This is a genomic window from Micromonospora sp. KC606 (assembly GCF_004348675.1).
Lineage (GTDB): Bacteria > Actinomycetota > Actinomycetes > Mycobacteriales > Micromonosporaceae > Micromonospora.
Map to the genome: position 1 here is coordinate 1 of NZ_SMKN01000054.1, position 21,498 is coordinate 21,498.

General features: G+C 72.0%; 22 protein-coding genes, 1 tRNA gene and 2 pseudogenes. 14 read left to right on the forward strand and 11 right to left on the reverse strand.

Going from position 1 to position 21,498, the window contains the following annotated elements; genetic code table 11:
* Window positions 1-446, reverse strand: a 446-nt coding sequence (locus E1193_RS32475; RefSeq protein ID WP_207922688.1) for a hypothetical protein, incomplete at its 3' end; no start/stop codon positions are given.
* 159 nt (window positions 447-605) lie between these two features.
* On the opposite strand from E1193_RS32475, the gene E1193_RS31870 reads away from it, so the two are divergent.
* Complete coding sequence (locus E1193_RS31870; RefSeq protein ID WP_165945729.1) at window positions 606-776, forward strand: hypothetical protein; 171 nt, start codon at window positions 606-608, stop codon at window positions 774-776.
* Between the two features lie 14 nt (window positions 777-790).
* Here the strand turns inward: E1193_RS31870 and E1193_RS13710 are convergent, their stop codons facing one another.
* The 3 genes from E1193_RS13710 to E1193_RS13720 form a co-directional block, all read right to left on the reverse strand.
* Window positions 791-1,381: a flagellar biosynthesis protein FlgA gene (locus E1193_RS13710; protein WP_243707588.1), complete on the reverse strand. Its 591-nt coding sequence runs from the start codon at window positions 1,379-1,381 to the stop codon at window positions 791-793.
* Window positions 1,382-1,861: 480 nt separating this feature from the next.
* The gene (locus E1193_RS13715) at window positions 1,862-2,239 is read right to left on the reverse strand and encodes an FmdB family zinc ribbon protein (protein ID WP_132183593.1); all 378 of its coding nucleotides are present in this window, start codon (window positions 2,237-2,239) and stop codon (window positions 1,862-1,864) included.
* A gap of 61 nt (window positions 2,240-2,300) precedes the next feature.
* Window positions 2,301-2,954 (reverse strand): 5-formyltetrahydrofolate cyclo-ligase, encoded by a 654-nt coding sequence (locus E1193_RS13720; RefSeq protein WP_132183578.1) that lies wholly within the window; start codon window positions 2,952-2,954, stop codon window positions 2,301-2,303.
* Window positions 2,955-3,038: 84 nt separating this feature from the next.
* Between E1193_RS13720 and E1193_RS13725 the strand changes: the two genes are divergently transcribed.
* The 6 genes from E1193_RS13725 (at window position 3,039) to E1193_RS13750 (ending at window position 9,514) form a co-directional block, all read left to right on the forward strand.
* On the forward strand, window positions 3,039-5,216 hold the full coding sequence (locus E1193_RS13725) for a GGDEF domain-containing protein (RefSeq protein WP_207922692.1): 2,178 nt from the start codon (window positions 3,039-3,041) through the stop codon (window positions 5,214-5,216).
* 9 nt (window positions 5,217-5,225) lie between these two features.
* Entirely contained in the window at window positions 5,226-6,179 is a 954-nt protein-coding gene (locus tag E1193_RS13730; RefSeq protein ID WP_132183579.1) for a UTP--glucose-1-phosphate uridylyltransferase, read from the forward strand.
* Window positions 6,176-7,468, forward strand: a complete 1,293-nt coding sequence (gene glp / locus E1193_RS13735; RefSeq protein WP_132183580.1) for a gephyrin-like molybdotransferase Glp — start codon at window positions 6,176-6,178, stop codon at window positions 7,466-7,468. Before E1193_RS13730 ends, glp begins: the two co-directional genes overlap by 4 nt.
* 81 nt (window positions 7,469-7,549) lie before the next feature.
* Window positions 7,550-8,158 carry a GNAT family protein gene (locus E1193_RS13740; RefSeq protein ID WP_132183595.1) on the forward strand — a complete coding sequence of 203 codons (609 nt, stop codon included), beginning with the start codon at window positions 7,550-7,552 and terminating at the stop codon, window positions 8,156-8,158.
* A gap of 177 nt (window positions 8,159-8,335) precedes the next feature.
* On the forward strand, window positions 8,336-9,133 hold the full coding sequence (locus E1193_RS13745) for a hypothetical protein (RefSeq protein ID WP_207922689.1): 798 nt from the start codon (window positions 8,336-8,338) through the stop codon (window positions 9,131-9,133).
* Window positions 9,134-9,440: 307 nt separating this feature from the next.
* A tRNA-Ala gene (locus E1193_RS13750) sits at window positions 9,441-9,514 on the forward strand.
* 64 nt (window positions 9,515-9,578) lie between these two features.
* Here E1193_RS13750 and E1193_RS13755 read toward each other — a convergent pair.
* Both E1193_RS13755 and E1193_RS33125 read right to left on the reverse strand, forming a co-directional pair.
* Entirely contained in the window at window positions 9,579-9,728 is a 150-nt protein-coding gene (locus tag E1193_RS13755; RefSeq protein WP_243707590.1) for a hypothetical protein, read from the reverse strand.
* A gap of 179 nt (window positions 9,729-9,907) precedes the next feature.
* Window positions 9,908-10,153: a hypothetical protein gene (locus tag E1193_RS33125; RefSeq protein WP_243707592.1), complete on the reverse strand. Its 246-nt coding sequence runs from the start codon at window positions 10,151-10,153 to the stop codon at window positions 9,908-9,910.
* On the opposite strand from E1193_RS33125, the pseudogene E1193_RS33130 reads away from it, so the two are divergent.
* Window positions 10,148-10,204 (forward strand): annotated as a pseudogene (locus tag E1193_RS33130) (transposase family protein); the annotation flags it as partial. The gene E1193_RS33125 and the pseudogene E1193_RS33130 sit on opposite strands and share 6 nt — an antisense overlap.
* A 226-nt stretch (window positions 10,205-10,430) precedes the next feature.
* Complete coding sequence (locus tag E1193_RS33135; RefSeq protein ID WP_243707593.1) at window positions 10,431-10,922, forward strand: transposase family protein; 492 nt, start codon at window positions 10,431-10,433, stop codon at window positions 10,920-10,922.
* Between the two features lie 226 nt (window positions 10,923-11,148).
* Here the strand turns inward: E1193_RS33135 and E1193_RS13765 are convergent, their stop codons facing one another.
* Together E1193_RS13765 and E1193_RS13770 are read right to left on the reverse strand one after the other, a co-directional pair.
* Window positions 11,149-11,706, reverse strand: coding sequence for a dihydrofolate reductase family protein (locus E1193_RS13765; RefSeq protein WP_132183582.1), 558 nt, complete (start codon window positions 11,704-11,706; stop codon window positions 11,149-11,151).
* 9 nt (window positions 11,707-11,715) lie between these two features.
* The gene (locus tag E1193_RS13770) at window positions 11,716-12,186 is read right to left on the reverse strand and encodes a pyridoxamine 5'-phosphate oxidase family protein (RefSeq protein WP_132183583.1); all 471 of its coding nucleotides are present in this window, start codon (window positions 12,184-12,186) and stop codon (window positions 11,716-11,718) included.
* A 122-nt stretch (window positions 12,187-12,308) separates the two neighbouring features.
* Here E1193_RS13770 and E1193_RS33140 point away from each other — a divergent pair, with 122 nt between their 5' ends.
* Together E1193_RS33140 and E1193_RS13775 are read left to right on the forward strand one after the other, a co-directional pair.
* Window positions 12,309-12,479 (forward strand): LysR family transcriptional regulator, encoded by a 171-nt coding sequence (locus tag E1193_RS33140; protein WP_243707595.1) that lies wholly within the window; start codon window positions 12,309-12,311, stop codon window positions 12,477-12,479.
* Window positions 12,470-12,838: a hypothetical protein gene (locus tag E1193_RS13775; RefSeq protein ID WP_243707597.1), complete on the forward strand. Its 369-nt coding sequence runs from the start codon at window positions 12,470-12,472 to the stop codon at window positions 12,836-12,838. The genes E1193_RS33140 and E1193_RS13775 overlap by 10 nt, the downstream gene beginning before the upstream one ends.
* Before the next feature lie 115 nt (window positions 12,839-12,953).
* Here E1193_RS13775 and E1193_RS13780 read toward each other — a convergent pair whose 3' ends face one another.
* The 3 genes from E1193_RS13780 to E1193_RS13790 form a co-directional block, all read right to left on the reverse strand.
* On the reverse strand, window positions 12,954-13,193 hold the full coding sequence (locus E1193_RS13780; RefSeq protein WP_132183596.1) for a hypothetical protein: 240 nt from the start codon (window positions 13,191-13,193) through the stop codon (window positions 12,954-12,956).
* 207 nt (window positions 13,194-13,400) lie between these two features.
* Window positions 13,401-14,693, reverse strand: a complete 1,293-nt coding sequence (locus E1193_RS13785) for a hypothetical protein (protein ID WP_132183584.1) — start codon at window positions 14,691-14,693, stop codon at window positions 13,401-13,403.
* 10 nt (window positions 14,694-14,703) lie between these two features.
* Window positions 14,704-15,216 carry a SigE family RNA polymerase sigma factor gene (locus E1193_RS13790; protein WP_132183585.1) on the reverse strand — a complete coding sequence of 171 codons (513 nt, stop codon included), beginning with the start codon at window positions 15,214-15,216 and terminating at the stop codon, window positions 14,704-14,706.
* A gap of 186 nt (window positions 15,217-15,402) precedes the next feature.
* Here E1193_RS13790 and E1193_RS13795 point away from each other — a divergent pair, with 186 nt between their 5' ends.
* From E1193_RS13795 to E1193_RS13810, 3 genes and pseudogenes are all read left to right on the forward strand, one after another.
* Window positions 15,403-18,885 carry a S8 family serine peptidase gene (locus E1193_RS13795; protein WP_243707599.1) on the forward strand — a complete coding sequence of 1,161 codons (3,483 nt, stop codon included), beginning with the start codon at window positions 15,403-15,405 and terminating at the stop codon, window positions 18,883-18,885.
* A gap of 973 nt (window positions 18,886-19,858) precedes the next feature.
* Window positions 19,859-20,254 (forward strand): hypothetical protein, encoded by a 396-nt coding sequence (locus tag E1193_RS13805; RefSeq protein WP_132183586.1) that lies wholly within the window; start codon window positions 19,859-19,861, stop codon window positions 20,252-20,254.
* 394 nt (window positions 20,255-20,648) lie between these two features.
* A pseudogene (locus E1193_RS13810) lies at window positions 20,649-21,297 on the forward strand (helix-turn-helix transcriptional regulator).
* Window positions 21,298-21,498: the final 201 nt, after the last annotated feature.

A 21,498-nucleotide genomic window follows, 5' to 3' on the forward strand; every position in this document is an offset into this window, starting at 1 on the left:
GGACCGTGGTAGGCCGTCCCGCCCCCCGAGGTCTGCGGGGCGACCGATGTCGCCGGCGGCGGGACGTCCGTCGGGGCGGCCCAGGGCGACCATGTGGCGGGCGCAGTCGCCGACAGCACCTCTCCCTCGCGGCCCTCGCCGCTGGTCGCCGGCCCGTCCGTGCTGGATGACGGTGGCGGCAGGTCAGCTGATTGCCCCGCGCGGTCGTTGCCGGCAGGATCCGCCAGCTGCGCCACCTCCGGACCCGGTCCGCCCGGGGCGTGGCTGTCCCGTCCTGGAGCGTGGCTGCCCGAGGTGTCCGGGCCGTCGTTGCCCGGCATGTTCGACTCGGCGCCGCGCCCTGGGGGCGGGGCAGCCTCCCCGGGGGTGGGCGACGCCGGGCCGGCCTCCTCGGGTGGCCGTCGCCAGTAGTCGTCCTCGTGCCTTGCACCGCTGGGCGTCGTCACGCCGTCCGACGCTACCAATGCCCGGTGCCGTCGGTCGTCCGACGCTTCCGACGCCCGGTGCCCTCGCCGGCCGACGTGGCCGGCCCGCGGCGCGGCTGGAGCCGTGTCCCTGCGCCGACTGGGCGCGCCCCGACCGAGATTGGGCTACTCTTGCCGCTCGTGAGCATCCTGGACCCAGGCGTACGCGACGATGACCGTCCTGTCGATCTGACCGAGGATTTCGTGGTACTGCCCGAGCAGACGGTGGACGACACCGACCACGGCTGGGGCGAGCGCGGCGGCGGCAACGACGACTGGCTGCTCGCCGAGCGTCCCCCACACTGGGACTGATCCGCCGCCGAGGCTCAGCCCCGGACGACGACGGTGAAGCGGCTCCCCTCCGGCTGGCCCGCCGTGCGCCGCGCCTGGTCCGGACCGAGGGCCAGGTAGAGCGCCGACGAGCCGTCGCCGATGTCGCCGCCCACCACGTCGAGCACCAGCGCTCCGGCCGCCAGCAGCACCGCCTCAACCGTCGCCTGTCCGGCCGGTACCACCAGCAGGTCGACCCGGGCGCCGGGGCGCAGAACGGCGAGGGCGGCCGGCTCGGCGAGCCGGACCGGCACGCCCACCGCCCCGGACGGCAACGGGAGCGGGCCCGGCCGGCCGTCGGCCCTCGGCCCGGTTGCCGAGCTGACCGGCTCGGCCTTCGGCGCGATGTCTCCGTCGCCGTGTCGCCCACCCGGCGTGCCTGTCACGGGATGCCCGGAGGGTGGGGCGCCGGCCCCCGGCGGGCCCGACCCGGGGGCGGGGCAGCCGTCGGCACCGTCCAGCACGAGTGCGGCGAGCCCGAGCAGCACGGCGACCAGCCCGACCCGCAGCAGCCCTCCTCCGGTTGGCGGGCGGGGCCAGCGCACCGGGCTCAGCGAACCCGCCCCCGTCGGGTCACCGCCCGCCACGACACCACCTCCGGCTCTCGCCCGTCACGGCACGGCGGCCCGTGCCGCTGCCCGTTGTCCGGTTCGTACCGTAGGCGGGGCGCCGCCGCGGTGGGCACCCCACGGCTACGGCCTGTGGACAACCAAAGGGCCTGTGGACAACGTCCCCCGTCGGGCCGAATCCGCTAAGGGCTGCGTCGAAGTCCTCGGTCGAGCCAAGGGGACCTCCAGGGCACAGACCCCTGGCCGTGCGCCGCCGGCCCTCCTCGCCCGAGACTCCTGGAGTCAGAGGCGGTCGTCGAGGGCGGCGATGCCGCGCCCCTCCCGACGGGCCGATCCGCCGGTTGATCGACTCCGGCTGCGGCAAATCGTGCCGTCCGTGAAGTGGTCAGCCCTATCTGGCGCAGATTCAGGCGATTCGAGGGCCCGGCGGGCGCGGGTCAAGGCGTACGCCGAAGGCCCCCGCGGCCCGGAGACGGCGGGGGCACGGCGGAACGACGGTCAGGAAGAGCTGGCGGTGCTGGCGGCCGGGGTCTTGCTCGCCGTGCCGTTGGCGGAGCCGGAGGCCCCGGTGCCCGACGAACTGCCGGAGGTGCCGGCACCCGACGAGCTGGTCGAGGACGCCGCCGAGGAGTCCGACGACGTGCCCTCGGTCTTGGCCGGCTTGACGGGAGTGTCGCCGCCGGCGCTCTCCGAGCCGGCGGAACGGGAGTCGGTGCGGTAGAAGCCGGAGCCCTTGAACACGATGCCGACCGAGTTGAACACCTTGCGCAGCCGCCCCTCGCACGTGGGGCACTCGGTCAGCGGCTCGTCAGAGAAGGACTGCACCGCCTCGAGCTGGTGGCCGCACGCGGTGCAGGCGTACTGGTACGTGGGCACGTTCTCCTCCGGATCTGGCACGGCCGGTTGGCACTCGACGTCTTCGAGTGCCAATGGTGCGTCATGGCACCCGGGTTCGTCCAGCGGACGTGGGGGGATCGACACCGGGCGCGCCGTCCAGCGTACGCACGCCGCCCGACGGAGTGATCACGGCGCGTACCGGACGGTCGTGTGGTTGGGCGGGCAGCGCCTCGACCAGCTCGCCGTCGTGCAGCAGCGCCACGGTCAGCGTGGTCTGCGGGACCCGGGCCAGCGCCCGGTCGTACGAGCCGCCGCCTCGGCCCAGCCGCAGGCCCCGCCGGTCCACCGCCAACGCCGGCACAACCACCAGCTCCGCCCCGGCGATCGCCGACCGTCCCCACCGTGGCCCGGCGGGCTCGCGCATCCCCCGCCCGGCCGCCACCAGCGCACCCGGCCCGGTGTACGCGGCCCAGTCCAGGTCCAGGTCGTCGCGGAGCACCGGCAGCAGCAGCCCGGCGCCGTCGGGCAGCGCGGCGCGCAGCACCTCGGGCAGGTCCGGCCCGCCCGGCTCGGAGCCGACCGGCACGTACCCGGTCATCCGGCGCGGGCGCAACCGGCGTACCAGATCGACCAGTTCGGCCACGACGGACGCGGCGGCGTCGGCGCGTTGGGCGGCGGTCAGCGCCCGGCGGGTGGCCAGCAACGCGACCCGGGCCGCACGCTTGGCATCCGCGCCATCAGAAAAATCCGTCACGCAACACTCCTGACGCAACGTGTGTCCACCGGTCGCTCTGTGTCAGCATCGCAGGAACGGGCCGGGGACTTCCGGGGGGAAGCGTTGACGCTACGCGCGCGGTTGACGGCGGCTTTCCTCGCGGTGGTGCTCGGGCCGGTGCTGATCGGCGCGGTCTTCGTCGGCGTCACCCTGACCGCCGTCGACCGTAGCCGTTCCGCCGAACGTCTCGGGCTGGCCGCGTCCACCGTCCGCACCTCCGTCGACGCGCTCTGCCAGCAGCTGCGGGCCGCCGCCGACGCGGTGGCGTTGCGCACCGACCCCGCCGCCCGCGCCGGCGCCGCCGGACAGGTGGTCAACCGAGGGCTCGCCACCGCCGTCCTGGTCGCCGATGTCGCCGGCAGTACCACCCACGTCACCCCCGGGGCACCCCCGACCCCCTGGCACGACTGCGCCGGCGGCGGAGCCGCCGACGGGCCGGTGCGGGCCATCAGCGCCCGGGTCGACCTGCGCGACCCGGCCGGCACCGCGCTCGGCTCGGTGGCCGCCGCCCAGGTGGTCGACCCGGCGTTCGTGGGCCGGCTGGCCGCCGCCACCGGCGTCGCGGTCACCCTGCTCGACGGCGGTGCCGACCGGGTCGCCTTCACCACCGAGGTCGACGGCGTACGGGAGACGGTGCTGGCCGCCACCGGCGAGCAGATCACCGAAACCCCCGACGGCCGGTACGCGCGCCGCCTCGGCCCGTCGCCGGGGCAGCCGCTGCCGCTGGTCCTCTCCGTTCCCGGTGAGCGACCGGCCGGCCTGCCCGCCGTGCTGCTCGGCGCGGTGCTGCTCGCCGTCGTGCTGGCGGTGCTGGCCGCCTGGCGACTGGGTCGGGTGACCACCCGGCCGCTGGTCGAGCTGGCCGGCGCGGCGGACCGGGTCGCCCGCGGCGACCTGACCACCAGGGTGCCGGTGCGCAGTCGGGACGAAATCGGGCGGTTGGCCGCGGCGTTCAACCGGATGACCCGGGAGACCGCCAGCTACGTGGCGGCGCTTACCAGCAGCCGGGACCAGCTGCGCGGGCACCTCGCGGTGCTCGGCGACACCCTGGCCAGCACCCACGACCTACAACGAATCCTGCGGGTGATCCTGCACAGCGCGATCGCCGCGACCGGGGCCCGGGCCGGGGCGGTGTTTCTGCTGGACAACGGCGGCGACACGCTGGTGGGGCGGTGCGCCGAAGGGCTGGAGGGGCGGCTGCCGGTGGGCGAGCCGCTGCGCGTGCCGGTCGGAGCCGGGATGATCGGTCTGGTGGCGGCCTCCGGGGAGGCGCGGCGGGGTCGGGTGGAACCGACCGAGGCCCCGGCGGGGGAGCCGTGCTGCGAGACGTACGTGGCGGTGCCGTTCACCGCGCCCGCCGCCGCCGACCCGGCCGTCGGGGTGCTCATCCTGTACGACCGGCTGGGCGGCGCCGAGTTCGACGACGACGACCTGGTCACGCTGCGCACCTTCGCCGGGCACGCGGCGGTGGCGGTGGACAACGTCCGGGTGCACGAGGAGGCGCAGCGGCTCTCGCTGACCGACCCGCTGACCGGCCTGTGGAACTACCGTTACCTGCGCGAGTCGCTGCGCCGCGAGGTGGAACGAGCCAACCGGTTCGGGCGGATGCTGTGCATCCTCGTGCTCGACCTGGACCGGTTCAAGCGGGTCAACGACTCGTACGGCCACGCCGCCGGGGATGCCGTGCTGGCCGAGTTCGCCCGGCGGCTGCGCGGCGAGATCCGCGAGGTCGACCTGGCGTTCCGGCAGGGTGGCGAGGAGTTCGTGCTGCTGCTGCCGGAGACCGACACCCGGGGCGCGACGATCGTCGCGGAGCGGCTCGGCGCGGCCCTGCGGGACACCCCGATCACCGTGGACGAACAGCTGTCCATCCCGGTGACCGTCTCCATCGGCATCGCCGTCTACCCGGACCACGCCGACACCGGACAGGAGGTGCTGGACGCCGCGGACGAGGCGCTCTACGCGGCGAAGGCCGCCGGGCGCGACGGCTACCGGGTCGCCGCCCGGCGGGTGGACGCGGTGACGGAGGAGATCGCGGTGACCGAGGAGATCGCGGTGCCGGCCGGCCCGGTGAGCCCGGAGGACGGCCTGCCCAGGGCCGGTCCCGGGAGCCGGCCGACGGCGCAGGGCGCCGGCTGGCACGCCGCCGGAGCGTCCCGGCCCGCCCCTGGTGGGCCGCGGCCGGCGACGGGCGGCGCGTCTTCCGGTCCTCACCCGCCGCGGCAGACCCGTGGCCGATAGTCTCGCGACATGTCGGAGCACTCAGCGAACCTCTCACCGTCCGCAGCGACCGGCCGCCCCCGCGCGGTCAAGGCCGTCATTCCGGCCGCGGGCCTGGCCACCCGGTTCCTGCCGGCCACGAAGGCGGTCCCCAAGGAACTGCTGCCGGTCGTCGACCGGCCGGTGCTGCAGTACATCGTCGAGGAAGCCACCCAGGCCGGCCTCACCGACGTGTTGCTGATCACCGGACGCGGCAAGACGGCCATGGTGGACCACTTCGACCGCCGGCCCGACCTGGAGGAACGGCTGGCGGAAAAGCCCGAGCTGCTGGCCGCCGTCAAGCGCACCGAGGAACTGGCCGACATCCACACCCGTCGCCAGCCCGAGCAACTCGGTCTCGGCCACGCCGTCGGGTACGCCGAGTCACACGTCGGCGACGAGCCCTTCGCGGTGCTGCTCGGCGACGAGTTCGTGAAGCCGTCCGAGCCACTGCTGCCGGCCATGTTGGAGCTCCAGGTCCGCACCGGCGGTGTGGTGTTGGCCTTCTTCGAGGTCGACCCGGCCGAGACCAAGCGGTACGGCATCGCATCCGTCGAGCCGGCCGAGGCGGAACTGACCGACATCGGCGAGGTCGTCCGGGTCACCGGCATGGTGGAGAAGCCGAAGCCGGAGGAGGCGCCGAGCAACCTGGCCGTCCTCGGCCGGTACGTGCTGCCGGGGCGAATCTTCGACGCGATCCGGCGCACCGAGCCGGGCAGCGGCGGCGAGATCCAGCTGACCGACGCGATGGAGTTGCTGCGCGGCGAGGGGGTGCCGGTGCACGCGATCGTCTACCGGGGCACCCGCTACGACACAGGCATGCCGCTGGGCTACCTCCAGACAGTCGTGCAGATCGCCGCCGAGCGCGACGACCTCGGAACGGAGTTCCGCAAGTGGCTGGTCGAGTTCGTCAACTCCGACGCGTCGGGCGGTCCTAGTACATGACCGCGACGGCCGACGCCGAGGCGGCCGCGAACGAGTTGACGCCGCTCGCCGACTACCTGGGCAGCGTGCTGCGCAGGTTACGCGCGCTGCCTCCGCTCGACCTCGACCTCACCCAGGCGTACGGCAACGTCCTCGCCGAGGACGTCGTCGCCCCGCACTCGTTCCCCGCCTTCGACCAGGCGGCGGTCGACGGGTACGCCGCGCGCTGGGAGGATCTCGTCGGCTACGGCCCGGTCGCCTCCGGGGGGCCGGGCCGTACCGTGCGGTTGAACGTGGTCGGCGACCTGGGCGCGGCGAGCTGGCGGCCGGTGCGGCTCACCCCCGGCTCGTGCTTCTCGGTCGCCGCCGGGGCGCCGCTGCCCGTCGCCGCGGACGTCGTGGTCCCGGTCGAGTGGACCGACCAGGGCATGGCCGCGGTGGAGATCTTCCGCACCCCCAAGCGGGGGTACGGCGTCCGCCGCACCGGCGAGGAACTGCCCGCCGGCACACTGCTCGCCCGCGCCGGCACCTACGTCTCACCGGCGCTGGTCGCCGTGCTGGCCGCCACCGGGATCGGGCACGTGGTGGTGCGGCCGAGCCCGCGGGTGGTCATCGTGGCCACCGGCGACGAACTGGTGGATGTGGGCCGGGGCAGCCAACCCGGCCAGGTGGTGGACGCCAACTCGCACGCGTTGACGGCCGCCGCGGCCGAGGCGGGCGCGCTGGCGTACCGGGTGGGCATCTGCGACGACGACCCGGAGGGGCTGCGGGGCCTGCTGGAGGACCAGACCCTGCGGGCCGACCTGATCATCACCACCGGGGGCACCGGCACCGGCCCGGGGGACATGGTCCGCCGGATCCTGTCCCGCCGGGAGGGTGGCCGTGCCGGGCCGGTCACCTTCACCGACGTGGCGCTCTATCCCGGCACCGCACTCGGGTTCGGTACGGTCGGTGCCGAGGAGGTGCCGGTGGTGTGCCTTCCCGGCGAACCCGGCGCGGCGCTGGTGGGTTTCGAGGTGCTGGCCCGGCCCGCCATCAACCTGCTGGCCGGGGCCGAGCCGGTGTTCCGGCCCAGCGTCCGGGCGCACCTGTTGCAAACCATCACGTCCCCTGGCGGGCTGCGGGAGTTCCGCCCCGCGCACGTCGCCGAGCGGCGCGGCGGCGGCTACACCGTCCAACCGTTGCCGGGCGGGCCGTTCACCCTCTCCGGACTGGCCGAGGCGAACGGGCTGATGGTCCTCGGTGAGCGGGTCACCACCGCGGCGGCCGGCTCCACCGTGGACGTGCTGCTGTTGGACCGGCGCCGGTGAGCGGTCGGCTGCGGCGTCAGCGCCGGGGAATGGGAGGCTGACCCGGTGAGCTGGTTCTCGGAGGCGCCCGGTTGGCCCGCGGTGCTGGTGGACGGGCCGGTGGTGCTGCGGCCGTACCGCCGGTCGGACGCGAGCGCCTGGTCGGCGGTGCGCCGCGCCAACGAGGCGTGGCTTTCCCCGTGGGAGTCACACCTGCCGGGCACCTGGGAGGAGACCAACTCGCCGGCCGCGTTCCGCTATGTCCACGCCGACCAGCGCCGTGCCGCGCGTGCCGGCGAGGGCTTGCCCTTCGCGGTCTGCCTGCGCGAGGACGGCCGGGAACGGCTGGTCGGCCACCTCAACGTCGGCAACATCGTCCGGCGGGCGTTCTGTTCCGGGTACGTCGGATACTGGGTGGACTCCCGGGTGGCCGGCCGGGGGGTCATCCCCACCGCGCTGGCGCTCGCTGTGGACCACGCCTTCGGCCCAGGTGGACTACACCGGGTCGAGGTCAACATCCGGCCGGAGAACAAGCCGTCCCGGCGGGTGGTGGAGAAGCTCGGTTTCCGCGAGGAGGCGTACCACATCCGCTACATGCACATCGACGGGGCGTGGCGCGACCACATCGGATACGCGATGACCAGCGAGGAGGTGGCGGCCGAGGGTGGCCTGCTGGCCCGCTGGCACCGGATCCGGGCCGTCGGCGGGTGAGCCGTCCCACGGACGGGATCGGCGCGGCGCGCTGGCATGACAGTTGACAGCCCGTAACCTCAGGTAACTGCAAGCTGTGGCAAGCACTGCCCGCCCGTACGATCTGCGCCCCGGACGACCGTCCAAGGAAGATCCTGCGGCAGCCCGGTGGTTGCCCCGAATTCGGTGACGGGAGGGGTGAGGGTGCCGACCTCGGTGCTCCTCGCCGTCCTCGCCGCCGCCGGCCTGCTCGCTCTCGCGCCGGCGCTCGTCCGCCGGTACGACGCCACCGAGCGGCTGGTGGCGGAGCGGGCGCAGTCGACGGCGCGGGTGCTCCAGCGTCGCCGACGGCGTCGTACTGTGCCCGGTCGGCGACCGTTGAACCCGGCCCGCACCCTTGTTGTTACCCTGAGTGAAGATTCGGCTACGGGTGGTCTGGTTGCTCCCGTCTCCGCGCCGCCCGCCCCGGCCCGCCGCTCCGGCCGGCTGCGCGCTGTGCCGCCCCCACCTCGGCGCGCCAGGCGTCGGCCGCCAACGCGCCGGCACCACACCCCCGCCATCTATCGCCGCCGCCGGGTGCTCGCCGCCCTACTGCTGCTCAACTTCGTCGAACTGGTCGGCGTCGTCGTGGTTGGCCCCGGCTTCTGGATCAGCTTCTCCGTCACCGGCGCGCTGCTCGCGGCGTACGTGGTGCATCTGCGGGCGCGGGCGGTGGCGGAACGCCGGCGGCGGCGTCTCCAGGCTCGGGAGGCGGCCTGGCTGGCCGCGCGACAGGCCGAGGTGCGCCGCGAGCAGGCCCGCCGGGCGGCGGCCCGCCGGGAGGCGCAGCGCCGGCTGGCGGCCCAGCGTGAGGCGGTACGCCGCACCGCCATGGGGATCGGCCGGGACGGCAACCTGCCGGCGGCGGCCAGCGGTGGCGGCTCGGTGATGTACCGCCGCGCCGGTGGCCTGCGTGGTCGCCCCTACTCCTCCGGCCGCGGCTCCCATTCCGCCTGAACGGCCGACTGTCTGGTCGGCGTCCTTCGGCGCGTTCGCGTGATCGACGCGCTCTGCGGCGGCGTGATCGACTTCCTTTGCGGCACGTTGGGCCAACCCAGCCCTTTGACACCGCAACCTGCGGCGAGCCGTGCGTCGCGGGCTGTGGATGGGCCGATCCTGGCGGATTTCGGGTCGGTGCGGCCGTCTGGTGCCAAGATCGTGCCGCGCCGAGGGGTGGTTCGCTCCCTGCAGGGCCGGTCTGTTAGCCTTGTCGCCGGCCCGCCTGGTGAAAGCCGGGTGGGACCGACGCCGGTCCGCCGGCGGAGGGGCTGTGGCGCAGACCGGTAGCGCACCTCGTTCGCATCGAGGGGGTCAGGGGTTCAAATCCCCTCAGCTCCACCCATACTGTCAATGACCAGCGGAAACGCTGGTCATTGATCGTTTGGCACAGATCCGGCACAACTCAGCCCGGAAGTGCCACCCCAGAGCGGTTGCCCGCAGCCTCCCGAAGCGCCGTGCTGACGAACTTCCGGCGGCGGTTCTTCTTCGGCCACCAGTGCACGTACGTCTCCAGCGTGATTCGCAGACTGGGGTGCCGTAGGGCGTTCTGCACGTCGGTCGGGTCGGCACACCCGAGGTGATCAGGCGAGTCGCGAATCCTGGGAGGGGGAGGGGTGGCCGCCGGTGGCCAGCTTCGACCCCGGGAGCCGGGTCCGTGTCGGGCGAGGTTTAGGTCAACTGCGCCACTGTGGCGGTGTCCGTCGGGGGCGAGGTCCGCGACACAAAAGCCGACTAACGACCTCGTGCATGGATGCGGGTCTTTGAGCATCGATGATCGTTGTTGCTGGCATGGTTGGTGCTGCGATCATGACGGGGTTGTCCCAGCGGGTGATCGAGGGCCTGGTTGCGGAGCTGGCGCCGCGCTGGCAGGCCCGGCACCGTGATCGGCTTGCCGCGCGGGCGCGTCGGCGTGGAATTGGCGCTGGGGCGAAACACCAGTTCGTGTTCACCGACCGGCTGGTCGCCACGCTGATGCATCTACGGCACGGGTTGACCCATGACGTGGTGGCCGCCTGGTTCGGAGTGCACCGCTCGACGATCACCCGCAGCGTCGCCGAGGTACGGCCGCTGCTGGCCGAACGCGGCTGCCAGGTGCACGACGGCGTGCGGCTACACAGCCTCGCGGACGTGGTGGCATACCTGGGCCACCACCCGCGGGCGTTGATGGACGCCACCGAGGTGCGGGTCCGCCGGCCGGCCGAGGGCCGAGCAGGCCGGGACCGGTTCGTGTCCGGCAAGGCCCGGGGTGAACACGATGAAGGCCCTGGTGATCTGCGATCCGGCCGGTCGGCTGCTGTTCTGCGGCGAGACCCGGCCGGGCTCGATGCACGACCTCACCCAGGCACGGACCGCCGGCCTCGTCGACCTCCTGCTCCACGCGCCGCTCGGGGTCCAGGTCCTCGCCGACGCCGGCTACCAAGGACTGGGCGCCGACACCGCCGCAGCGGTGATCACACCCAGACCCACACCACGCAAACACCAGAAGTCACTGCCGCCAAGCGTCATCGCCGCGCACGACGCCGCCCGCAAACGGCACTCGTCGCAACGCATCCGGGTCGAGCACGTCATCGGACACCTGAAGAACTCGCGGATCCTGACCCGCCACCACGGCCGACGCGAACACTTCGACGCCACCATCCGCGCCATCGCCGGCCTACTGTCCGACCACCAACGCACCGACCGCACCGACAACGCCACCCGGCCACTCAAGGCCCTACCAGCCACACCCCACCGGCCGATGACGTGAACCGCCACTCCGGCCAACCATGCACGAGGTCGGTAGCCGAGCGATAACCCGCGGTGGCCTGTGGAGATGCCCGCAGGAACTCGGGCGATACGCCGAGGGGGATGCCGAGCGCCCACGCCCATCGGGTCAGGCAGTAGATCAGGGGCACCGCGACGGCGATGTAGGTGGCGGTACGCCCCCAGCGCCTCACAGCTGAAGCCGGCGCAATGTCAGCAACCGGCGCGGCTCAGCGGGTCCGGTAGCGCGCGTAGATCAGGCCGCTGTCGAAGGCACGTTCCTCGACCAGCTCGAGTTCGAGGCGCACGCCGTCGGGAAAGAACCGCTTGCCGCCGCCGACCACGCTCGTGGTGATGAACAGGTGGTACTCGTCCACCAGGCCGGCCGCGATCGCCTGGGCCGCGAGGTTCGGACCGTCGACGGTCAGGTCGTGATCAGCCTCGGCCTTGAGCCTGCGCACCGCGTCCGGGTCGAAGGTCCGCTCGATCCTGGTCTTCGCGCTGGACACCGATTCCAGCGTCCTGGAGTACACGATTTTCTCCGCGGCCTGCCAGTCGCGGGCGTACTGCAGGATATGCGGTGGCTGGTCGGACTTGGTGTGCGCGGTCTCCCAGTAGACCATCGTCTCGTACATCCGTCGGCCGTAGAGGTACGTGCCGACGGGACGGAAGACGTCGTTGATAAAGGTATGCACCTCCGGATCATCCGCCCCGGTGCCGAGGTTTCCGTCCGCCGCCTCGGCGTAGCCGTCGAGCGAGGTGATCATCGAGTAGATGAGCCTTGCCATGCGTCTCCTTCAGAGGGTGTGGGTGGTGTGCTCGGGGTCGGGTGGAAACACCGCGAGCCGGGCATCGGTGACGTTGTCGAAACGGGCATTTCCGCCGCGGATGAGCACGAAATGCCTGGAGATTGCGGCCTGGTAGACCAGCAACGGCCCAGCCGGTTCGAGGTCCTCCGGCACTAGCTGGTGACCGGTCGGCAGGCGGGTGTTAAGCAAGGCGAGGTCCGCCGCGCGGGCGTCGTCGCCAGCCGACTCCGCAGTTGCCTCCAGGTAGATCGCTTCCGCCCCGCCGACGGGCGCAGCCGTGTCGAAGACGGTGATCGCCACCTCCGGACGCGCTGCGATATTCCGTGAATGCCGGCTGTCCGGCGAGGACACCCACAGAACCCGGTGCAGCCCGTCGGCGGCGAGGAACACCGGGCTGGCCCATGGCCGACCCTCGCCGTCCGCGGTGCCGAGGACGAGGTAGCGATGCTGAGCCAGCAGCCGTTTCCCACATCGTCAGTCTTGCGGTTCGTTGTGACATCAGGGCAATCCTGCACACCGGCAGCCCCGCCATCAACGGCGGGTTTGTCAACAATCGTTCAGCCAGGGTGAACAATGGGGGGATGGAACGGCAGGACATCGAGGTGTTTCTGGCTCTGGCTCAGGAGCTGCACTTCACCCGCACCGCAGAGCGGCTGCGGGTCGCGCCTGCCTCGGTCAGCCAAACGATCAAGAAGCTCGAGCGCCGGTTCGGGGCGCCACTGCTCGACAGAAGCACGCGCGGGTGGAGCTGACCCCGCTCGGCCGGCAGCTCTTGGACGAGCTCGGCCCGGCCTACGCACAGGTCCAGACGGCGATCGTGCGAGCGATTGCCACCGGCCACGGCACCACATGCGAGCTCCACCTCGGCTACATGTCCGCCGCCATCGCCCGCCGCGTCCTGCCGTTGGTCGACGCCTTCCACGCCGCGATCGCCCACGGTCCCACCTTCGACCACGCCATCGTCTGGCGCACCGGCGACCTGACCGCTCTCGCATCGGCCTTCGTCCACCAAGGTCGCGACCGAGGTCGGGGCGGTGTGGTGGCCGACCGATGGCGGCGGACTCATGATGCACGGCAGTCCGCACCCGTGGCGGTTCGAGACTCGCCGTGACGACGGCGGATGGCGGGTGTGGTCGGTCGATCCACACCCATGGTGCGGGGGCCACGTCCGCGCCAGTGTCTGCCAGCAGCAGGGCCATCCAGGACACGATCCCGCTCGCCGCTGGTTACCGGACGAGGCATTGAGCTGGGCGAAGACCGATCAGCCGCACGAAGATCTCCCGCTTGTCCACCGCGATGCCCCGGCTGTCCAGCACGTATCCGGTCAGCCAGGCCCAACCTTGGTAGGTGGGCTTTGGGCACACCGAGATCACCCGAAACAGGAAGCGTTGGCCCGCGAACTGCACCGACGCTGCACGGGTGATCCACAACTCCTGGCCAGGGACCGGGGGCTGTGCTTCCGTCATGGTGCCGTATCTCGTCGCCGGTGAGCCCTGCCCGGCCGAGTCGGGGGAGCCCAGCAGTTGCTGACCCAGGCTCATCAGGACAAAGCAGAGCCAGAGCCAGGTAGGTTGATCCTCGGGTGCCGGCACGCCGACATGGGGGGCCGACCCAGTCGGGTCGGCCCCCATCCGTGCTCTCGTTCGGCTACTCGGCGGATGCGCCGGATTCCGTCACCGGCAGCGCCAGACGACGGCCTGGATGGTGCCCGTCGCGTCGTCCGACTGGCCGGCGATGGTGCGTCCGTCATCGCTCAACGTCGTCGCGATGTTGGACAGGCTGCCCGGCTGGGGATTGGCCAGAGCCGGCAGCACCACCGTGGCGGCGTCGGCGACGAGCACCGCGCGCCCCCGCTCGTCGATGCCGACCTGCCAGCCGTGCGCATTCACCGTGTCCGCCATGTTCTTGAACGCACCGAACACGCGCACCTCGCCGGTGCGGACGTTCCACCGGACCGCCCTCGTCCGGTCGCGCTCTGCCCTCGCGTCGGACCGTCCCGGCGACGGGTTGGCTGCCCCGTCGCGGCCCAGACCGTTGCTGGCCACCCCGGTCGCCCAGCCGTTGCGGATGTGGAAGACCCGGGCGGTGGTGGCCTGCTTTCCGTCGAGGCTCGGCATCGGGAGTTCGCGGTGGGTGCCGTCCGGGAACCAGACGTACGGCCGCTCGTTGTTGATGGTGCCGACCGTGGTGCCGTCCTCGTCGATGTCGCGGGCCGTACCCTGCGACGCGCCGGCGGGCAGTGGCAGCCGGATCGGCTCGGCGGTCGCCGACGGCCAGACCAGTGCGGCGTTACCGGTGTCGTCGTCGCCCACGATGGCTCCGGCGTCGTTGATCGCGTACGCGTTTCCGCGCCGCACTCCCGGCAGCTCCGAAACCTTCCCGTCTCGGTAGACGTACGGGATCGGGCGGGTGTCCGCCTCGCCGCCTCCGGTGTAGCTCCAGCCGACCGCGGTGCCCGTCGAGTTGACGTCCTGCAGTGATTCCTCCAGGTCACCGGGGAGCATCACCTTCCGGACGTCGCCGTCGTGCCAGATGACCGCCTGGTAGCTGCCGGGTTTCGGGTACGTGCGCCCGACGAGGTACCGGCCGGTGGGGTCGGCGCCGGTGACCAGTGCCATCGGCGCGTCGTCCGGTGTGGGCAGCCGGTTGAGCGCGCAACCGGTGGGCGGGGTCGCCGCCGCCGGGCTCCAGCCGGCGGTGCCGGGGATCGTGTACGCCGCCTTCGGCGGGGCGGAGGCGGCGGTGGGCGACGTCCCGGCGGTGGTGCGCGACGGGGTGTGGTGGGACGTCCCCACGACCGAGGCGCCGGCGACGGCGAGCGCGGTCACCGTCGCGGCGCCCGCGTAACCGACGCCGCGGTGGACCCGGCGGCGCCGTCCTTCGGCGATCGCCCGCCGGATGTCCACGGTGGAAGGGGTGTGCGGCTCGCCGTCGAGCGACCGCAGCAGATCGAGTTCGGATGGCATCATCGGCTCCTCAGGTCACGGCGGAGAAACCTGCGAAGTCCCGCTCACCGAGCAGGCGCCGCAGCGTGGCCAACCCGCGGGATGTCTGGCTCTTGACCGTGCCGGACGAGCAGCCGAGTGTCGCGGCCACCTCGTCGACCGGCAGGTCGTAGAAGAACCGCAGCACCAGCACGGCCTGCTGCCGGCGGGGCACCCGACTCAGTGCTGCCCGGACGACCTGGCGCTCCTCCACGCCGTCGTCCCGCAACGGCGGTGGCTCAGGTGTCTCGCGGAACAACCGGACGCGCGCCCACGCCAGCCGTCGCTCGTCCAGGTACGTCCGCACCAGCATCGTCCGGACGTACGCGTCGAGCTTGTCGGCGGCCTGCGCGCGCCGCCACTTCACGTACAGCGTGGTGATGGTCTGCTGGACCAGATCATCGGCACGGTGCTCGTCGCCGGCCAGGAGGTACGCCAACCGTCGCAGCGCGGGAATCCGTGCCGAGACGTAGTCGACGTACTCCTTGTCCGAAGTATCCCGCATCGCCCGTCCCTCCGTTGGGTCATCAACCCTCAGACGGGCGCGGACGAGCACCCGGTTGTCCGGTCTTACGGATTGATCGCGTACGTCGCCGCCGCCACCGCTGACGGCGCGCCGTATCGGCTACGCGCGATTGTTTGATCCGACGGTTCGGGCAACCCCGTGGGCGTCCGCGCCCATCCTAGGGGTGTGAATGTCTCGATGAACGGCGTGAGGATGCGCAGCGGCAGACGTCAACTGGTGCTCGGGTTGTCCGCCGTCGGCGTGCTGCTGACGGCGTCGGGGGTGCCCGGCGTGGGCGTCGCGGGGGAGGTCCGCAGCGGCGCGACCGGCACGGCGAGCGCCACCGCCCCGTCGCTGCTTCCGGCCGGACGGACGTACACGGTTACGCTGTTGACCGGGGACGTGGTGACCGTTCGGGGCACGTCGTCGGGCTGCCCGGCGGTGAGCGTGCGCCCGGCCGGCACGAGCGGCGTGCTGACCCGTAGCTGCGGCCCCGACGGGCACGTGCGGGTGGTGCCGGCCCGGGTGGCGCCGATGATCGGTTCGGCGCTGGACCCGACTCTGTTCGACGTGACCGCGTTGATCCTCGACGGCTACGACGACGCGCGGACGAAAGACCTGCCGCTCATCGTCCGTCCCGGCGGGCAGGCACGGCGGCTGACGGCCGACCCTCTCGTCGCGGGTCTGGCCGGGCCCCGCGCGCTGCCGAGCATCGCGGCGGTCGCGGGTCACCGCTCGAAGACGGCGGGCGCGGAGTTCATCCGGTCGTTGTCGGCCCGCTCGACCGTGGTGCGCTCTTCCGGCCCGTCGCCGAAGGTGTGGCTGGACCGGCGGGTGCGGGCCACCTTCGCGTCGGGAACCGCCACCGGCCGGTGGGACCGCAACCTGCGCCAGGTAGCCGCGCCGCAGGCGTGGAACGCCGGGTACACCGGCGAGGGCGCACGGGTCGCGGTGCTGGACACCGGCGTCGACGCCGGCCATCCGGATCTCGCGGGACGGATCGCGGAGAAGATGGACTTCACGGTCGACGGCGGCGACGCGAGCGACCAGGTCGGCCACGGCACCCACGTGGCGGCCACGATCGCGGGCACCGGTGCGGCCTCGGGCGGCACGCGCAGGGGCGTGGCACCGGGCGCGCGCCTCGTCGTGGGCAAGGTCCTCGGCGACGACGGCGAGGGTACCGACTCCCGGGTGATCGCCGGAATGGAGTGGGCCGCGAGCCGAGCCGCAGTGGTGAACATGAGCCTCGGCGGATGGGAACCGAGCGACGGTACCGACCCGATGTCGCTCGCGCTCGACGCGCTGTCCCGGCGGACCGGCACGCTGTTCGTGGTCGCGGCCGGCAACAACGGGCCCGCCGACGGCACGGTCTCCACACCGGGCGCCGCCGCAACCGCGCTCACCGTCGGCGCGGTGGACGGCAGGGACCTGCTCGCCGACTTCTCCAGCCGCGGGCCGCTGGTCAACACCCGCGTCGCGAAGCCCGAACTGGTCGCGCCGGGCGTGGAGATCGTCGCGGCCCGTGCGGCCGGCACCACCATGGGCCGGGCCGTCGACGCACGCTACGTGGCCGCCTCCGGCACGTCGATGGCCACCCCGCACGTCGCCGGCGCGGCCGCCGTCCTGGCCCAGCGCCACCCCGACTGGCGAGCCGAGCAGCTCAAGGCCGCACTGGTCGGCACGGCCGATCCGATCACCGACGCTGACGTGTACGCGAGCGGCGCCGGGCGGCTCAACGTGGCCCGTACCCTGTCCGGGGTGGTCGGCACCCGGCCGGTGGTCGATCTCGGCACCCTCACCCACCCGCAGGCCGGCACGGCGGAGGCGAAGCTGGCGTGGGTCAACACCGGAGCCGGACCGGCTGTGGCCGCTCTCGACGTGGCGGTGACCGATCGCCACGGCGTCGCCGCACCGGACGGCGCCGCCACCCTCTCGGCCGATCAGGTGCGACTCGCCGCGGGCGCCGGCGACGGCGTCACGCTGCGCGTCGACCGCGCCGCGTTCGCAGCCCGTCCTGGCCTGCACACAGCCGTGGTCACGGCCCGTGTCGGCGGTGACGTTGCATCGCGTACGCCGGTGACGTTCTACGTGGAGCCGCCCAGCTATGACCTCACCGTCGAGACGACCGCGATTCCGGGTGTCCCGGACGGGGTGACCGGATGGGTCTTGGCGCAGGTGGTCAACCTCGACGACCGGGCCGTGTACGCCCGCGCCGAGTCCGGCCGCGCCGGTGACACGCTGACCTTCCGGGTGCCCGCCGGCCGGTACAGCGTCATGGCCTCGTTCACGTCGTGGTCAGCCGACGACGAACGCGCGGTCCTGGCCGGCGACCCGGACATGGACGTCGCGGGCGACACGTCGGTGCGGCTCGACCTGTCCCAGGCCCGGCGGCTCTCGGCGAGCGTCGACGGCGTCGCCACCGAGGCCGGCTCGATCGGGCTCACCTATGTGCAGATGCCCCGGCGTGGCCCTGGCTGGAGCGACTTCACCTTCGCCTGGGGCGACGCCGCCAAGGCGGGGAACGTGTCGGTGGTGCCGAACAGCGGGACCGGCCTCGGGACGTTCCAGGCGTACGCGGCCTTCGGCCTGGATGCGCCGGGCAGCGGGCAGAGCCCGTACCTCTACGACCTCATTCACCCCTTCGGCAACGGCATTCCGCACGATCCGACGTACCGCGTGACCGCCGCCGAGCACGCCACCCTCGCCCGGATCGACCAGCACTTCCACAAGCTCGACACACCGGGTTCCGGCACCGGACACAAGCGGTACGGGATCAGCCCGGAAGGTGTGTTCCTCGCCGAGAACACCACCGGCCCCCTCTCCGGTGAACGCACCGACTACGTGTCGCCCGGCTTCGACTGGGTGGACGTGGCATTCTGGAACGGAACGGTCACCCAGGAGGGGTTGAGGCGGTACGCGCCGGGCAGCCGGCAGGACAAGGTGTGGGTCCGGCAGCCGCTGCGCTCCGACTGGTACGACGAACCGGCCGGCTCCCCGAGCGCATGCCAGCCCCACGCGCCGAGCCGCACCAGCGGCAACCTGCACATCGAACTTGTTACGCTGACCGACCAGCACGGACGGTTCGACTGCCTGGCCGACGGCGTCGATCTCGACATCAAGCGCACGCTCACCCTTCAGCGCGACGGGCGGACCGTGGGCCAGGTCGACACCTCGATCGCCGACTTCACCCTGCCACGGCGGGCCGCCGACTACCGGCTGACCTACGACATCGACGCCAGCGCCGTCCTGCCGGTGTCCACCCGGGTCACCACCGCCTGGACCTTCCGCTCCACCGGCCCGACCGGCACCCGCAGCGTCCCACTGCCGCTGTTGTCGGTGGACTACGCCCTACCGCTGGACGCGGCGAACCACCCCACCGCATCCGGCACAGCGACCTTCACCGTCCGCCAGGCACGCGGCGTCCGGGCACAGGCCGTCACGTCCTTCACCCTGTCCGCGTCCCTCGACGAGGGCGCCACCTGGCGACCCGTGCGGGTCACGCGCTCCGGTGAAGGCACGTACCAGGCTGAGTTGCCCCAGCCCACCGCCGGCCAGGCGGTCTCGCTGCGAGTGACGGCGCGCGGCAACGCCGGCAGTGGCATCGAGCAGACCATCATCAGCGCGTATCGGGCCACTCAGCCCCTCAGCGACCACGCGCGAACGCCGTGACGGTCCGAGGCCATGATCGTTCTTTACACCGGAGCGGTCAGCGACTCTTCGGTCAAAGTCGGTAGCCACGGGCGGGGAGGTTAGCGACGATGCGTTGATGAGCCTGTTGGGTCGCGTCCAACACCTCTGGGTGAGCCTGGCCGGTGTGGCGACCAGCTTCCCGGCGAGCGGCGTGCGGGTGTTGGTCGCCGCAGAGTCGAGGCTGTGCCCACCTCACCTGTGTTCGTCGTTCGATGTGGGGCGGAGGTGCTGGCGGCAGCCGGTTACCGCCATTGGCCCGGTTCCGTTGCGCACCTGTGCGTCTTGACCGGCTCCCAGTTCCGGAATCGGGGACTTGCGCGTACGGTCGCCTCGTCGGCAGTGGCCGAAGCGCTTCGGAACCGGCTGTTACCGCAGTGGCGGGCACGCCCGGAGCCGTCGCGGCGGTTGGCTGGCAGGCTCGGCTTCCGGGAACTCGGTAGTCAGCTGAGCATCATGATCGAGGCTTTCGGTCCTGCTGACAGCAACCGTGACAGCACCTGGGCCGGATAAGGGCGGCTATGGCCGGCCCGATGTGGCCGGTCGGCCGAGGCTGAGGACATCCCCGGACGCCGGCGAACGAGGCGCGCAGTTCTTACGGACGAGGGATCGCGCTTGGCGTTGGGCCGCACTAGTGTTCGCGCGGTAAACCTCACGATCGACGAGAGCAACCGCCAGGTACGGAAGTTCGTTTGCCAATGCTGCAACACGCCAGCGGAGCGGACTTGGGTCAACATCCACGAAGGTGACACCGCTCTAGCTGTCTACTTCGCAAGTTGCTACCACCACAGCGGGGTTCACGAGGTCTGGATCGATGCCATCTTGGGGAGCTGGGGCGACAACCGCTTCGACGATCACATCACCTTCGTGCTCAGCCCGCCGAGTAACGCCGCCAGCTCGTCGCCGAGTAGCCGGCCGGTCGTTTCTGACCAAGCGGTGCACTAGCCTCACCCTAGTGTCGAACGGCGACGAGGACGTCGATCTGGTGCTGGGCGCTCTGGAGTGTTACGAGCGCGCGGTGCACCGGGTGGCGCAGGACTTCGCTCGGCGGGGCGCCGTCATTCAGCCGGTGGGCGTGTACCTGGACGCCCTCGACGCCCTACACGTGTGCTTCGGCAGGCGGGGGCAGACGCAGGAGGGCATCCTGGGCAGTCTGCGTCCGACCCGCGACTTGGAGTTGGCAATCGTTGAGATGGCCGACTTGCTGCAGGAAAAGGAGTTCGATGAGGGTGATATTACCTGGCCCGGATGTCTGCCCGGGCACGCTCATCCTCCTACCGCGACCCTCAGCGGCGGCGTTGCCTGCTGGCAGTGTCCGCGCAGTCACGAATCCGTCTTCCTGATCGGATAGCCAACCGGCACTACGGCGACGATCAGTCACGATGCCGACGGTGGTGGAATGGTCGGGCGGCCGATCGTGCCGAAATTCTTATGCCCGCGTGTACACCGAAACGGTCAGCCCTGTTGCTGTCGGCAGCAACCGTGACAGCAACAGAGCGAACGGTGAGAGCAGAGGCCGGCCAGCGACAGATCCGCCCGATGTCGGAGAAGTGCGTGGACGAGGCCAGACGGAGCGCCAGAAGTACAAGTGAGAAGTTGACGGACTGCCCTGCCGGCACGCGGGGGAGGACGGCGGGTGGTGTCCGGCGTGTGAGGGATTACGAGGTGGCGGGCGGGTCGGTAGCGTTGGGCGTGACGGCGGCCGATGGGTCGGTAGTGCATCCCGCACTATGAGGAGCTCCGGGATGGAATCCCTGCTGGAGCTGACTTTCGGGCAGCGGTTTAAGGTCTACCGGGAGCGGTCCGGAAAGACTCGCGCGGTGCTCGCTGGGTTGGTGGGTCGCAGCGCCGAGTGGGTCAAGGCGGTCGAGACCGACCGGATTCTGCCGCCGCGGGTGCACATGTTGGACCGGATCGCGCGTGCCCTCAAGGTCGGCGTGTCTTCCCTGGTCGGGGAGTTGAGCGACCGGTCTGCCGTGGTCAACGGGCCGGAGCATCATCGCGCGGACCAGGTGGCACAGCGGCTACCGGCAGATCTATCACCAGCCGCAGACGTCCTTCTCTCAGGTCATCATGGGCGCTCATGCGGTGACCGTGGCGGTGTAGTTGCAGAGGTCCGGCGAGGCGGTGCGGCAGGCGCGCCGTCATGACGAGGCGGCGATCCCGTCGAGGCCGCGCCGGGCACGTCACCTCATCGAGGTCGCTTGGGCGCACTACGGCAAGGACGACCGGGAAGCGACCGTGACGACCCTGCGGCGGGCGTACGAGTCGGCTCCGGAGACGCTCCGCTGCAACGGGTACGCCCGTCAGATCACCTTGGATCTGCTCGACGGTCCGCGTTCCACCCGCGATGACGCCCGTGACCTCGCGCTGAAAGTCGGCCTCATCTCGTGATCTAGGGGTACGAACGTTACCCACTCCGCCCCGCACCGACCGTAGCTTCTTGCTCACGGGATGCGACGGGCGGTGGCCCCTGGTGTCGCGGTTCTCACCAACACCCCGACGAAAACGTCGACGCGTCCGCACTGCCCGTCACCCCCGCCGAGGGCGACCTCACCCCCGACCCGACCTCTTCCACCCGGCTCGACGGCACAG

Bases quoted from the DNA above. Each gene is read 5' to 3' on its own strand.
- E1193_RS13730 (WP_132183579.1), top strand. From the start codon at position 5,226: ATGTCGGAGCACTCAGCGAACCTCTCACCGTCCGCAGCGACCGGCCGC.
- glp (WP_132183580.1), top strand. From the start codon at position 6,176: ATGACCGCGACGGCCGACGCCGAGGCGGCCGCGAACGAGTTGACGCCG.
- E1193_RS33125 (WP_243707592.1), bottom strand. From the start codon at position 10,153: ATGCATCAGCGTGGCGACCAGCCGGTCGGTGAACACGAACTGGTGTTT.
- E1193_RS33135 (WP_243707593.1), top strand. From the start codon at position 10,431: ATGAAGGCCCTGGTGATCTGCGATCCGGCCGGTCGGCTGCTGTTCTGC.
- E1193_RS13765 (WP_132183582.1), bottom strand. From the start codon at position 11,706: ATGGCAAGGCTCATCTACTCGATGATCACCTCGCTCGACGGCTACGCC.
- E1193_RS33140 (WP_243707595.1), top strand. From the start codon at position 12,309: ATGGAACGGCAGGACATCGAGGTGTTTCTGGCTCTGGCTCAGGAGCTG.
- E1193_RS13780 (WP_132183596.1), bottom strand. From the start codon at position 13,193: ATGACGGAAGCACAGCCCCCGGTCCCTGGCCAGGAGTTGTGGATCACC.
- E1193_RS13785 (WP_132183584.1), bottom strand. From the start codon at position 14,693: ATGCCATCCGAACTCGATCTGCTGCGGTCGCTCGACGGCGAGCCGCAC.
- E1193_RS13790 (WP_132183585.1), bottom strand. From the start codon at position 15,216: ATGCGGGATACTTCGGACAAGGAGTACGTCGACTACGTCTCGGCACGG.